14 protein-coding genes are annotated in these 12,919 nt (G+C 52.2%); 13 read left to right on the top strand and 1 reads right to left on the bottom strand.

The window, feature by feature from the left end; genetic code table 11:
• The 10 genes from ACPLUI_RS02785 to nrdG form a co-directional block, all read left to right on the top strand.
• Window positions 1–778: cell division FtsA domain-containing protein (locus ACPLUI_RS02785; RefSeq protein WP_424658751.1), on the top strand; the 778-nt coding region annotated here is incomplete at its 5' end.
• Window positions 779–813: 35 nt separating this feature from the next.
• Window positions 814–1,866, top strand: coding sequence for a cell division protein FtsZ (ftsZ, locus tag ACPLUI_RS02790; RefSeq protein WP_424658752.1), 1,053 nt, complete (start codon window positions 814–816; stop codon window positions 1,864–1,866).
• Between the two features lie 381 nt (window positions 1,867–2,247).
• On the top strand, window positions 2,248–3,159 hold the full coding sequence (gene spoIIGA, locus ACPLUI_RS02795) for a sigma-E processing peptidase SpoIIGA (protein ID WP_424658753.1): 912 nt from the start codon (window positions 2,248–2,250) through the stop codon (window positions 3,157–3,159).
• Between the two features lie 38 nt (window positions 3,160–3,197).
• Window positions 3,198–3,929 (top strand): RNA polymerase sporulation sigma factor SigE, encoded by a 732-nt coding sequence (sigE, locus tag ACPLUI_RS02800; protein WP_424658754.1) that lies wholly within the window; start codon window positions 3,198–3,200, stop codon window positions 3,927–3,929.
• A gap of 180 nt (window positions 3,930–4,109) precedes the next feature.
• Window positions 4,110–4,883 carry an RNA polymerase sporulation sigma factor SigG gene (gene sigG / locus ACPLUI_RS02805; protein ID WP_424658755.1) on the top strand — a complete coding sequence of 258 codons (774 nt, stop codon included), beginning with the start codon at window positions 4,110–4,112 and terminating at the stop codon, window positions 4,881–4,883.
• Between the two features lie 172 nt (window positions 4,884–5,055).
• A complete protein-coding gene (gene spoIIR, locus ACPLUI_RS02810) occupies window positions 5,056–5,913 on the top strand; it encodes a stage II sporulation protein R (protein WP_424658756.1) in 858 nt (285 codons plus the stop codon).
• An 89-nt stretch (window positions 5,914–6,002) separates the two neighbouring features.
• Window positions 6,003–6,299 carry a YlmC/YmxH family sporulation protein gene (locus ACPLUI_RS02815; protein WP_424658757.1) on the top strand — a complete coding sequence of 99 codons (297 nt, stop codon included), beginning with the start codon at window positions 6,003–6,005 and terminating at the stop codon, window positions 6,297–6,299.
• Between the two features lie 257 nt (window positions 6,300–6,556).
• Window positions 6,557–7,012, top strand: coding sequence for a transcriptional regulator NrdR (gene nrdR / locus ACPLUI_RS02820; RefSeq protein ID WP_424658758.1), 456 nt, complete (start codon window positions 6,557–6,559; stop codon window positions 7,010–7,012).
• 76 nt (window positions 7,013–7,088) lie between these two features.
• Window positions 7,089–9,107, top strand: a complete 2,019-nt coding sequence (gene nrdD, locus ACPLUI_RS02825) for an anaerobic ribonucleoside-triphosphate reductase (RefSeq protein ID WP_424658759.1) — start codon at window positions 7,089–7,091, stop codon at window positions 9,105–9,107.
• Window positions 9,108–9,131: 24 nt separating this feature from the next.
• Entirely contained in the window at window positions 9,132–9,650 is a 519-nt protein-coding gene (gene nrdG / locus ACPLUI_RS02830; protein WP_424658760.1) for an anaerobic ribonucleoside-triphosphate reductase activating protein, read from the top strand.
• 28 nt (window positions 9,651–9,678) lie between these two features.
• On the opposite strand, the gene ACPLUI_RS02835 is transcribed toward nrdG, so the two are convergent.
• Window positions 9,679–9,909 (bottom strand): FmdB family zinc ribbon protein, encoded by a 231-nt coding sequence (locus tag ACPLUI_RS02835; RefSeq protein WP_424658761.1) that lies wholly within the window; start codon window positions 9,907–9,909, stop codon window positions 9,679–9,681.
• 166 nt (window positions 9,910–10,075) lie between these two features.
• Between ACPLUI_RS02835 and ACPLUI_RS02840 the strand changes: the two genes are divergently transcribed.
• The 3 genes from ACPLUI_RS02840 to ACPLUI_RS02850 form a co-directional block, all read left to right on the top strand.
• Window positions 10,076–11,638 carry an MBL fold metallo-hydrolase RNA specificity domain-containing protein gene (locus ACPLUI_RS02840; protein WP_424658762.1) on the top strand — a complete coding sequence of 521 codons (1,563 nt, stop codon included), beginning with the start codon at window positions 10,076–10,078 and terminating at the stop codon, window positions 11,636–11,638.
• Window positions 11,639–11,721: 83 nt separating this feature from the next.
• Window positions 11,722–12,540, top strand: a complete 819-nt coding sequence (pgeF, locus tag ACPLUI_RS02845) for a peptidoglycan editing factor PgeF (RefSeq protein WP_424658769.1) — start codon at window positions 11,722–11,724, stop codon at window positions 12,538–12,540.
• 23 nt (window positions 12,541–12,563) lie between these two features.
• Window positions 12,564–12,919 (top strand): response regulator (locus ACPLUI_RS02850; protein WP_424658763.1); only part of this gene is annotated, 356 nt, incomplete at its 3' end.

A 12,919-nucleotide genomic window follows, 5' to 3' on the forward strand; every position in this document is an offset into this window, starting at 1 on the left:
CTCCAGACTATCAATGCAAGCAAGGTTGGTAACCGTAGATAGTCAGATGGTCACTCAGTTCATAAAAACCGTCGAAAAAGCAGGATACCAGGTATCCGAGGTTTTAATCAACTCGCTGGTCGTGGCACAGGGGGTTTTGAGCACTGTCGAGAAGGAACTGGGTACGGCTCTCGTAGATTTGGGCGGTGGGACTACGGCGATTACAGTCTTTAAGCGTGGGACGCTTGTAGATATGACTGTTCTTCCAGTAGGCGGTGAGCATATTACCAGCGACCTGGCCATTGGAGTGAGGACTTCCCTGGAAGCGGCCGAAAAGGTGAAACGCGACATCGGTCTCCTTCCGCAGGAAGGGTTTTCTGTAGAGTTGCCCAGCATGGGTGGCCTGGCTTCCCGTCGAGTCAGCCTGGCTGTCATCAGGCAGATTATCGAATCCAGGGTACTGGAGATTCTGGATCTCATTAAGCAAAGCATTGCCAGGATCGCTCCGGGGAATGAATTGCCCGGGGGGGTAGTGTTTACAGGTAGCGGTTCCTGTCTCAAAGGATTAGCAGACCTGGCTTCCCGGGTTTTACAACTACCCGTCCGCTTAGCTTCGGCGGAGCCAGAAAGTCAGGCAGCCCGTTTTCTGGCCAGGCATGCAGTAACATGGGTATCCAGGCGGGAAAACCAGAGGCTGGCGGTAGCAGCCGGAGAGTTCCGGTTCGGGCCACGGGGGATGAGACAAATTTTTGCCCATTTACGCCGGAATTACCTCCATGGGGGCGGCATTGACGGTTAAGCCTTTGGCTCAAGAAACCATAGAGGGGGATAATCATGCTTGACTTTGAGCTCGAGAACAACCAGTTTGCCAATATTAAGGTTATCGGAGTGGGAGGGGCAGGGAACAATGCCGTTAACCGGATGATCATGGCCGGTTTGCGGGGGGTGGAATTTATCGCTGTTAACACCGATGCCCAGGCCCTCCAGCTGGCCCAAACCAGCAACAAAATTCAGATTGGCGCCAAGTTGACCAAAGGGCTCGGTGCCGGTGCTAATCCGGAAATTGGGCAGAAAGCCGCTGAAGAAAGCCGCGATGATATCATCCAGGCTTTAAAGGGTGCAGATATGGTTTTTGTGACAGCCGGGATGGGGGGCGGTACCGGTACCGGGGCTGCACCAGTGGTAGCTGAGGTGGCCAAGGAGCTTGGGGCGTTGACTGTAGGGGTGGTAACCAAACCTTTCACCTTTGAGGGAAGAAAGAGGATGAATCAGGCAGAGATGGGCATCCAAAACCTGAAGGGCAAGGTGGATACTCTTATCACCATTCCTAACGACCGCCTCCTGCAGGTTATCGATAAGCATACATCCATTGTAGAGGCCTTTCGCATAGCTGATGATGTTCTGCGCCAGGGTGTGCAGGGTATCTCTGACCTGATTGCCGTTCCCGGTTTAATCAACCTGGATTTTGCCGATGTAAAAACAATTATGAAAGATACCGGCTCTGCCCTCATGGGAATCGGTGTGGCCAGTGGCGAAAATCGGGCGACCGAGGCTGCTCGCATGGCTATTTCCAGCCCCTTGCTGGAGACTTCCATTGAAGGGGCGAGGGGTGTGCTCTTAAATATCACCGGCGGTACCTCCCTGGGCCTTTTTGAGGTAAATGAGGCGGCGGAAATTATTTCCCAGGCTGCCGACCCCGAAGCCAACATTATTTTTGGTGCTGTTATCGATGAGCGTATGGAAGATGAAGTGCGGGTAACAGTTATTGCTACCGGTTTTGACCAAAAAGTAGTCAAAAAAGAACGGGTGAAAGATGAATTGGAAATTAAACCCTTCACAAGCCACGACGACCTGGACATCCCAGCCTTTTTGCGCCGACGCAGCTAGTAGAAGGATATGGACACGTATTTTTGACAAAAGCCAGTCTTAAAGACATGGCTTTTTTGCTTTTTGCGCACAATAAAAAAAGGGAGGAGATGAGAGTTGGAACATCCCGAGCAAGAGAAAACTGTGGAAGTGAAGGGAAATCGCAAGGAGGATCTGGACCGCCTAAGGGGTACCCAGCGCCTGGTAGATCCTGAACGGGGTCCGGAGAATAAGAGAAAAAAGACAAGACCCTAAAACATGAAATGACATAAATTACCAGTCCGGTGTTGTATAATAAAAACCGGACTATTCTTTTATCCCTGGATTTAAGGTTGTCATAAAGGTCTGGGGAAGGCCATAAAATGGTAGAGGGCTGTGCATGGCCAGGTGGGAGTGGGCTTGATGACTGGCTATGTTGTCTATGTGGATCAGGTCCTGGCAGGTAATATGCTGCTAAATTGTATCTTGTTGTGGACGGCCGGTCGACTATCACAGGTGAGGGTGAGTTTCCTGCGGCTGATATTATCAAGCACCCTGGGCAGTATATACGCTTTATTCTTTTTTATACCCGGTTTCAACCAGTTATTCAGTCTTCCTTTAAAAATCTTAATTTCGTGTTTTATGGTATTTATTGCTTTTGCACCTTTACCCCTCAAAAGATTGCTTGCCTGCCTGGGTTTTTTTTACCTTTCTTCTTTTGCCCTGGGAGGCATGTGGCTGGGTTTTATTTATTTTCTCTATGCCAACAGCAATTCAGCCGCCGCACTATATCAAATGTTGCGTGTTATCCAGCACCATTTCTGGTCCGGTCTGTTGCTTGCTCTTTTAACCCTGGTGGGGGGAGGGCGTGTACTGAATCTGTTGCTGCAATCACGGTTGCACCAGCAGACCCACCGTGTTTCTCTGGTAGTGGAGGTGGGAGGTCGGAGGGTAGAGGTGAATGGTTTGGTGGACACGGGTAACGGTTTAAGGGACCCCCTTACCGGTTACCCGGTGATTGTTGTGGAGTATGGTGCCATATTGCCCATTTTGCCTCCGTCCTTGAGAAAAATTTTTGAGGAGGCGGGAGATGGAGGAGCCCCTTCACTGCTGTCTGCGATGGCCGGAACCGATTGGGTGGCTCGCCTCTGTCTGATTCCCTTTCGCTCCGTAGGCCAGGAGCAGGGAATGTTGATTGGCATTCGTCCTGATCGGGTGGAAGTTCTCCAGGAGGGTGGGAGTATTGGAGTTAACAAGGTGGTTGTAGGTATTTACAGACATTCCCTGGGAAATTACCAGGCACTGGTACATCCGGCTCTGGTCAGGGCGGCCTGACGAACCGGGAGCAACTTCAAGGTGGGGTGGGATATACTATGTCTTTGCCGAAAATTGTGCAACTGAAATGGCAATGCCGCTTGTTGCTTATTAGGCTGGCGTCCTGGCTTGGCTCTCAGCGGGAAATCCATTACGTGGGCAGCAGCGAGACACTCCCGCCACCCCTTTCCAACGATGAGGAATCTTTTCTGATTAACAAACTGGAGTCCGGGGACGACGCCGTACGTACTGTTCTCATTGAACGTAACCTTCGTCTGGTGGTTTACATAGCGCGCAAGTTTGAAAATACCGGCGTGGGGATAGAGGATCTGGTTTCCATAGGCACGATCGGGTTAATCAAGGCGGTAAACACATTTGACCCTGGCAAAAAAATCAAGCTGGCTACTTACGCTTCCCGCTGTATTGAAAATGAAATCCTTATGTACCTGCGGCGTAACAATAAAACCCGGGCTGAGGTATCCTTTGACGAGCCCCTGAATATTGACTGGGAAGGCAATGAGCTGTTACTTTCCGACGTACTTGGTACGGAAAATGATATTATTTATAAGTACATTGAGGAAGAGATAGATAAGAAACTTTTATATATGGCCCTGAACAAATTGAGTGGCAGAGAACGAAAAATTATGGAACTGCGGTTCGGGTTGAACAACGGCGTTGAAAAAACTCAAAAGGAGGTGGCCGATTTACTTGGTATTTCCCAGTCCTACATTTCGAGGCTGGAAAAAAGGATTATCAAGCGCTTGAAGAAAGAAATGCACCGGCTGGAATAGAGTGATTTCGACCTCACATTCCGCCGGGTTTTTTTTGGTCTTCAAAGGAAATGCCTGGAGGATTTTTATAAACTCCGGCGGTTCGAGTGGACGTACTATCCATGTATAAAGCCAGAGGGCCGGGGTAATAATGGTTATGACCAAACGCATAAGATCTTGAAAAGAGGTGGGCGGTCTTCCATGCTGGTGAACAAGGTAGAGATCAGTGGTGTGAACACCTCGAAACTCCCCCTGTTAACAGGGGCACAGATGCGCCAGTTGTTCGAAGCAATGCACAACGGAGACCAGGAAGCCCGAACCCGGTTGATTAACGGTAACCTGCGCTTGGTCCTTTCAGTAATCCAGCGGTTTACCAACCGCGGTGAATATGTGGACGACCTCTTTCAGGTGGGTTGTATTGGATTAATGAAGGCTATTGATAATTTTGACCTCTCCCAGAATGTCAAGTTCTCCACCTATGCCGTTCCCATGATTATAGGTGAAATCCGGCGTTATTTAAGGGACAACAATTCCATTCGCGTAAGCCGCTCCTTAAGGGATGTTGCCTACAAAGCTTTGCAGGTTAGAGATAACCTGGTCAACAAGTATTCCCGTGAGCCGTCTATAAATGAAATTGCCAGTGAGCTGAAGTTACCCCGGGAAGAAATAGTTTTTGCCCTGGACGCCATCCAGGAACCCATCTCCCTGTTTGAACCCATCTATCATGACGGCGGAGATCCCATTTTTGTCATGGATCAGATTAAGGACGAAAAGAACCACGATCAGAACTGGCTGGAAGGCATCGCCATAAGGGATGCCTTGAGGAGATTGAGTGATCGCGAAAAACTTATTCTCACCCTTCGTTTTTACGAAGGTAAAACTCAGATGGAGGTGGCGGAAGAGATTGGTATATCCCAGGCGCAGGTATCTCGACTTGAGAAAGCTGCCTTAAATAATATGCGCAAATACTTATAATAAGTGTCTCATTAATACTTTCCAGTGGCAGGTGTTTTCCCTTCTGGCTCCCGGACGGGTTACCGGGGCTTTGCTTTTTGATCCCCCATTACTTGAGGTTTAAACTGTCGAATTACGGGTAAAACTAGGAATAAAGCTGTTATTTTGCAGTTAAGTGATGGGGGAATGAGAAATGCAGTTGCCAAGGCGGCCTAGCTTTTGGGTTACAGGCCTGCTGGCAGTGGCCATACTGGCAGGCTGGGGCTGGTACAGGGCTTCCATGGTCAACCCTTACCGTCCCGATCACCTTATCCGTTTTCATGTTATTGCAAACAGTGATTCGCCTGCCGACCAGGCGCTAAAATACCGGGTACGGGATGTACTTGTCCAGGCCATGAGGTCTCGCTTCCAGCAGGCCCGTAATATTGAAGAAGCCAGAAATATTGCCCGGTCTAACCTGGATTACATGGAGCAGCTGGCCAGGCAGGTAATCCGCAACGCGGGGAAAGATTATCCGGTCACTGTTTCCCTTGGTCATTACCATTTTCCAACCAGGACTTATCACGTGGCTGATACGGGTTGCGGAAAAGTGCACGACCTGACTCTGCCCGCAGGTGAGTACGAAGCGGTCCGGGTGGTTATCGGCCGGGGCGCGGGAGCAAACTGGTGGTGCGTGTTGTTCCCACCCCTCTGTTTTGTAGATTTCCACAGTGCGGCCGGGGCATCCACCGTTGAACGGGAGGACATGACCCGTTCCAGCTCTGGAATAAAGCATTCCCAGGAGCCTTTGTCCACAGCGGGTGAGGGCGGGGAGGAACGGAAAGTTGGTGCCGCGGCGGATTCAGCGGAACCGGCTTTCAAGTGGACCGGTCCTCCCGCCGTAGCCACTCTGGGTTTCGCTAACCGGACGGGTGGCAAAGAAGGTGTTCATGCTTTAAGGGCGGATTCTTCTGGCGCTGCACCCGTGGAATTTCGCTTCCGTATCCTGGATTTCTTTGCCGTCGCGCAAGGCTGGTTGGAACGCCATTGGCCAGACCATAGTACGGGTTGAGATGTAAGTTTATGCTCTGTCCGCGCCTTACCTCCTGCGGTTCAGCCTGTCACTCCGGGAGCATATAATATGTCAGGGGGGTGCAGGCAATGGTAAAGGTATCGGATTTACGCATGCGGGAAGTGATTAATATTGCCGATGGGCGACGTATGGGGCCGATTAAGGATATTGACATCGACCTGGAACAGGGACGTATCAGTGCCATTATTTTACCCGGTCAGGGAAATCGCCTTTTAGGGTTATTCGGCCGGGAAGAGGAGATTGTTGTCCCCTGGCACAAGATTAAGAAAATTGGTCTGGATGTAATTTTAATCGACCTTCGAGACATTACTGAAGTGCGGCCTGAAGGCGGTCTTCCGGGTAGCGGCAAAGAGCGTTATTTTTAAGCAACTTCCGGTATTACCGTTTTCTGTCCGGGAAGTTCCATCCTGGATTGAAAAAAATAGGACAAGCATTGAGCGGAAAAAAAGTGAAAAGGGTACCTCTGGCGGATAAACAAAGAGGAAATCGTTTGTTATTTCGCCAGAGGTACCCTTTTCAACTTTTTCTATATATAGTATAATATTTGAGCCGGATGCACTAGATATGCTAAAGCGTGTGGTGTTTTATGGCCGGTCGTGCTGGGAAAGAGTGGTGACGCAGCGTGCGCTGTCCCTTTTGCGGTTTTTCGGAAAGCCGGGTACTGGACTCGCGTTCGGCAGAGGACGGGTATTCCATTCGCCGCCGGAGGGAATGTGCGGGGTGCTCCCGGCGTTTTACTACTTACGAGCGGGTGGATGAGCTCCCCCTGGTGGTGGTGAAAAAGGACGGACGGAGGGAGGTCTTTGATCGCAATAAACTCCTGACCGGGCTGGTCAAGGCCTGTCAAAAGCGTCCTGTATCCATGTCTTCGCTGGAGGCCCTGGTGGACGAAGTGGAACGCATGCTGCGCAGCACAGCGGAGCTCGAAGTTTCCAGCCGGCAAATCGGTGAGATGATCATGGAACGGCTGCGCATTCTGGACGAAGTGGCTTATGTACGCTTTGCCTCGGTTTACCGGGAGTTCAGGGATGTGCAGGAATTTCTGCGGGAAATCCAGCGCCTGTCAAAAAAGTATTAGTTGACTTTTATTAAAGATAGATTTGAACCGGGGCTGGAGGATTTTGTACAAACCCCGGTTATAGGAGGTAGCGAATTTGTTCAAGGTTATCCGCAAACGGGATGGGCGGGAAGTGCCCTTCGATGAGACCAAAATTACCGACGCCATCTTTAAAGCTGCCCGGGCGGTAGGGGGCGAGGACCGGCAGACCGCTATGGAGCTCACCATTGAGGTTCTCAAGATGCTCAAAAAGAAGTACAACGGACAGGTCTTCGGCGTGGAAGATGTTCAGGACGTGGTGGAGAAGGTTCTCATTGAAGCCGGCCATGCCCGTACGGCTAAGGCCTACATCCTCTACCGGGACAAGCGGACCCGCATCCGTGAAGCGAAGGGTGACTTAATGGATGCGGTGGAAGAGATCCTGGCGGAAACCAACCGGGAAAATGCAAATGTGGGCAACTCCCCCTCGGCCAAAATGTTGCAGATTGCCAGCGCAGCCAGTAAGAAATATTACCTCACCCGCCTTCTGGACGAGGATTTTTCCAACGCCCATATGAGGGGGGACATTCACATCCACGACCTTGATTGGTACGCCAAAACTTTAAACTGTTTGCAGCTCCCCCTGGACAGGCTCTTGAGTGAAGGATTCAATACCGGTCACGGGTATATCCGGCCGCCGAAACGGCCCACCTCGGCTACTGCTCTGGCGGCCATCATCCTGCAGAGTTCACAGAACGACATGTTCGGCGGTCAGTCCTTTCCCTTCTTTGACCGTCAAATGGCTCCCTTTGTGGAAGGTGCCGATGAGAATGAAACATTCCAGGCCATGGAAGCTCTGGTGTATAACCTCAACTCCATGCACTCCCGGGCAGGAAGCCAGGTGCCGTTTTCCAGTATCAATCTGGGCACCGATACTTCCGAGGCCGGTCGAAAGGTCACGCGTAACCTGCTTTTGGCATATGAGGCCGGGTTAGGGCGTGGGGAGAACCCTATTTTCCCCAATATTATTTTCCGTCTCCAGAAGGGGGTTAACTTCGAAAAAGGTGATCCTAATTATGATTTATTTCAGCTAGCCATTCGGGTAGCCAGTAAACGTTTAAATCCTTCCTTTGCCTTTATGGACTCCTCTTTCAACCGCCCTTACGGGGATCAGGTGGCCTATATGGGGTGCCGCAGCCGGGTGATGGCCAACAGGCGAGGGCCGGAGGTCACGCCGGGCAGGGGGAACCTGTCCTTCACCACGATTAACTTGCCCCGGCTGGGTATAAAGGCTGAGCGAAACCTTAAGCGGTTTTATGCGCTTTTGTCGGAGGTTATGGACCTGGTAATCAGGCAGCTTTACCACCGTTTCCGCGTACAGGCCAGGCTTAAGGTCAAGGACATGCCCTTTGTCATGGGTCAGGGTATTTACCTGGGGTCGGAAGGATTGAAAGAGGACGATTGTATCGAGCCTGCCATTGTCAACGGTACCCTGGCTATGGGCTTTATCGGTCTGGCTGAAACCCTGGTGGCTCTAACCGGCCGACATCACGGCCAGAGTGAAGAATCTCAGGCCCTCGGCCAGGAGATTGTGGCCTTTATGCGCAGGCGGATCGATGAGGCCTGTGAGGAATATGACCTGAACTACACTCTGCTGGCTACACCCGCCGAGGGGCTTTCCGGGCGGTTTGTACACATAGACCGGCGGGAGTTCGGCATTATCCCCGGGGTGACGGACCGGGAATATTATACCAACTCCTTCCACATCCCCGTCTATTATCCCATCAGCAGCTTTGAGAAGATCAGGCTGGAGGGACCCTATCATAAGTACTGCAATGCTGGTCACATCAGCTATGTAGAAATGGCTTCACCACCGGTACATAACCCCGAGGCAGTGGAAACCCTCATCCGCCACATGGCAGCGAGTGACATGGGTTATGCGGCCATTAACTTCCCGGTGGACTTCTGTACTGGCTGTAACTTGATGGGCGTGATCAACGAAAACACTTGCCCCCGCTGTGGTTCTGCATTCATCCGGCGGGTGCGGCGGATTACCGGTTACCTTTCCACCGTGGACCGTTTCAACGACAGCAAGGTTGCGGAATTGAACGACCGTTTACCTCACAGCTTGAGTTAGATACTTGGCAGGGAGAGGTTTTCAATGCAGTTGCGTGTAGCCGGGATAATTAAGGAAAGCGTGGTGGACGGGCCGGGCCTGCGGCTGGTGGTTTTCACTCAGGGCTGTCCTCATCGTTGTCCTGGTTGCCATAATCCTCATACCTGGGATCCGGCTGGAGGTACCCCGGTTGAGGTGGAAGAAGTTCTGGATATGGTTCAAAAAAACCCCCTTTTAAAAGGGGTGACTTTTTCCGGGGGTGAGCCCTTTGTGCAGGCGGGTGCCCTGGCCTGTCTGGCCCGGGAGGTTCGTGTCCTGGGCCGGGATGTGATCACTTACACGGGTTATACCTGGGAGGAGCTTCTTGAGCTCGCTAAATGGGATGGGGCGGTAAGAGATTTGCTGGAGCTCTCCGATTATATTGTTGACGGCCCGTATATTAAAGAGAAAAGGGATCCATCATTGCCCTTCCGCGGTTCCAGCAACCAGCGCATTATCGATGTACATGCTTCCCTGGCTTCCGGCCGGGTGGTCATTGCTTCGTGGGGTTCATGTCCGGTATAACGAAAGAGGGGGTTCAAAACCCCCTCTTTTAATGTCCGCAGGTGGCGCAGCTTTTTCCGGCACACCCGCTGCAGCTGCTGCTACCGCTGCTGCCACTCCCGGCATCCCGGTTGCCCGGGGAGGCAAAACTGCTCATCACCCGGTTTGCGCCGGTTGCCCGGCATGCCGGGCATACCTGGTGTTCACCACTCTCTCCCAGCGAGCATAATTTTTCAAAGCGGTGTCCGCAGGTGTTGCAGCGAAATTCATAAATAGGCATTCCGTAACACCCCTTTCCCCATTCGCAGCCGGACTTCCGGCTATTTCTAGCTTACGCCGTTACCCGGAACCTGTCAAGGAAGACCTTTTTCACTGTGTTCAGAAGGGATTGACCATGTTGAAAGGGAATAACTCAAAAATTGATTTGTACAGTTAGGGGGAGTTAAATGCGTATTCGTTTTCTGGGTGCTGCCCAAACAGTTACGGGTTCCTGCTTTCTTTTAGAAGCCGGGTCCAGCCGGTTGATGGTGGATTGTGGCATGTTTCAGGGGCCCCGTGCTCTGAGGGAGCGCAACTATCAGCCTTTTCCCGTGTCACCTTTTACCGTTGATTATGTTTTGCTTACTCATGCTCATATTGATCATAGCGGTTTAATTCCCAAGCTGGTCAAACATGGTTTTCGAGGCAAGGTGCTGGCAACCCCGGCGACCATTGACCTGTGTGCTGTTATGTTGCCGGACAGCGGACATATTCAGGAAATGGAAGTCGAAAGGCTTAACCGTAAAGCAGCCCGGGCCGGCCGCCCCCTGATAGAGCCGATTTATAACGTTGAAGACGCTCACCGCGCCATGGGTTTTTTCCAACCCGTGGAATACGATCAGACGGTAAATCTTACCAGCGAAATCAGCGTACGCTTTCTGGAGGCTGGACACATTCTTGGTTCAGCTATGGTGGAACTGACGGTCAAGGAGGGGCAACAGGAAACCAAACTTCTTTTTACCGGTGATCTGGGCAAAAAGAATCAGCCCTTCCTTAAAGATCCCTTGCCGGTCGAGTGTGCTGATTATGTTTTCATGGAATCCACTTATGGTGATCGTCTGCACTCGGGCCAGGAGGATCATTTAAATTTGCTCCACGATATTGTCTGGGAGACATATCGTAAGGGTGGCAATTTGATTATTCCCGCCTTTGCCGTTGAGCGTACCCAGGATTTACTTTATGATCTCAATCTCCTGATCACCAACAACCGTTTCCCGCCCATGAAGATTTATATTGACAGCCCGATGGCCGTGGCGGCCACGGAAGTTTTCAAAAAGTATACCCCCTATTTTGACCAGGAGACGCAGGAGCTAATAGCCCGGGGCAAGAATCCCCTGAACATGGATGCCCTTGAGTTCGTTCGTACTACTGAAGAATCGATGGCCTTAAACAAAATTAAGAGCGGGGCTATCATCATTGCGGCCAGTGGCATGTGTGAGGCCGGCCGGATCAAACACCACCTGCGCCACAATTTATGGCGTCCCGAATGCACCGTTCTTTTTGTCGGTTATCAAGCTCCCGGGACCAAGGGCCGGAAGATAAAAGACGGGGCGAAATTTGTGCGCATACACGGGGAAGAAGTGGCCGTACGGGCTGATATCAGGAGTATAGATGGTTTTTCGGCCCATGCGGATAGAGAAGGGTTGCTGGAATGGTTGGGTCACCTGCAGAAACCGCCTGCCAGAGTATTCCTGGTACACGGGGAGCCTCTGACCATGAACGCTCTGGCACAGGAAATTGCCCGGCGCTACGGGTTCCCTGTGCATATGCCCGTGTTTGAGGAAGAAGTGCAGCTCACTCCGGTTTCACCGGTTGGCGAGGAAGAACTGCGCCGGGCTTACAATGCGGTGGCAGCCCGTATTCAGGATCTGCTGGCTGGCGGAATGGCCAGGGGGCATTACCAGAAAATTATGGAGCATCTGGAGCATCTGAATGCCCTGCTGGCATCCATTCAGAAGCAGGCCAGTTAATTAGATTGCCTGAGAGAGTGCGTAACGGTTATAATTATGTTGTAATTGGGGATTTTCTCGAATTGTTGGAGGGATTGATTTCCGTGCCAGGCTACCTGTGGAGAGAAGAAGGGACGGCCAAGTACCTGCTCTGGGAAGCCTTCCTGAACACCGGCCTTGTCAGTCATGGTTTCACCACCCGTCATGGTGGTGTCAGCACGGGAGCATACGCCACTTTAAATATGGCCTTTCATGTGGGTGATGACCCGCACCGTGTACTGGCCAACCGGGAGCGGGTCTGCCGGGATCTGGAAATGGCTCCTGAACACCTGGTGGCCGGTGAACAGGTCCACGGGGACCGGGTGGCGGTGGTAGGGAAAGTTCACCGCGGCCGCGGAGCCCGGGCGGCACAGGATGCCCTGCCCGCAACGGATGCCCTGATTACCGGCGAGCGCCTGGTGCCATTGTCCAGTTATTATGCTGATTGCGTGCCGGTTTTCCTTCTGGACCCGGTCCGCAGGGTCGTGGGGCTGGCCCATGCCGGTTGGAAGGGGACTTATCTGGGGATCGCGGGTAAAACAGTACAGGCCATGGGGCGGTTCTTTGGCAGCCGCCCCGGGGATTGTCTGGCGGGTATCGGCCCCTCCATCGGCCCCTGTTGTTATGAAGTGGATACTCCTGTCGTTGACCGCTTTAAAGATCGCTATTCATTCTGGCGGGACATCCTTGTTCCCAATCGCTCCGGCAGGTGGCAGCTCGATCTCTGGGAGGCCAACCGGCGCATTCTGATGGAAGCCGGCCTTGAGCCGGGTAATATTTTTATATCGCGTATCTGTACCTGTTGCCGGCAGGACCTTTTTTTCTCCTACCGGGGGAGTGGCGGCCTTACTGGCAGGATGGCTGCCCTGATCATGTTGATTTAGCCGGTCGCGGAAGGAGGGGGATTGTGTCCAGGATCCTGGTTGTGGATGATGAAGAGCATATTGTGGAGTTGCTCCGTTTTAACCTGGAAAAGGAAGGTTACCAGGTAATAACCGCCACTGACGGGAATACTGCCATCGAAATGGCGCGCTCTCAGCGGCCCGACCTGATCCTTCTGGATGTCATGTTGCCGGGACAGGATGGCCTGGCGGTCTGCCGTACCTTGCAGCAGGAGGCGGAAACCCGGCATATTCCCGTGATCATGATCAGTGCCCGGGGAGAAGAGCTGGATAAGGTCCTGGGCCTGGAAATGGGGGCCGATGACTACGTCACCAAGCCTTTTAGCCCGCGGGAGCTGGTGGCGCGGGTTAAAGCGCGGTT

Source organism: Desulfofundulus sp. (assembly GCF_049701015.1).
GTDB lineage: Bacteria > Bacillota > Desulfotomaculia > Desulfotomaculales > Desulfovirgulaceae > Desulfofundulus.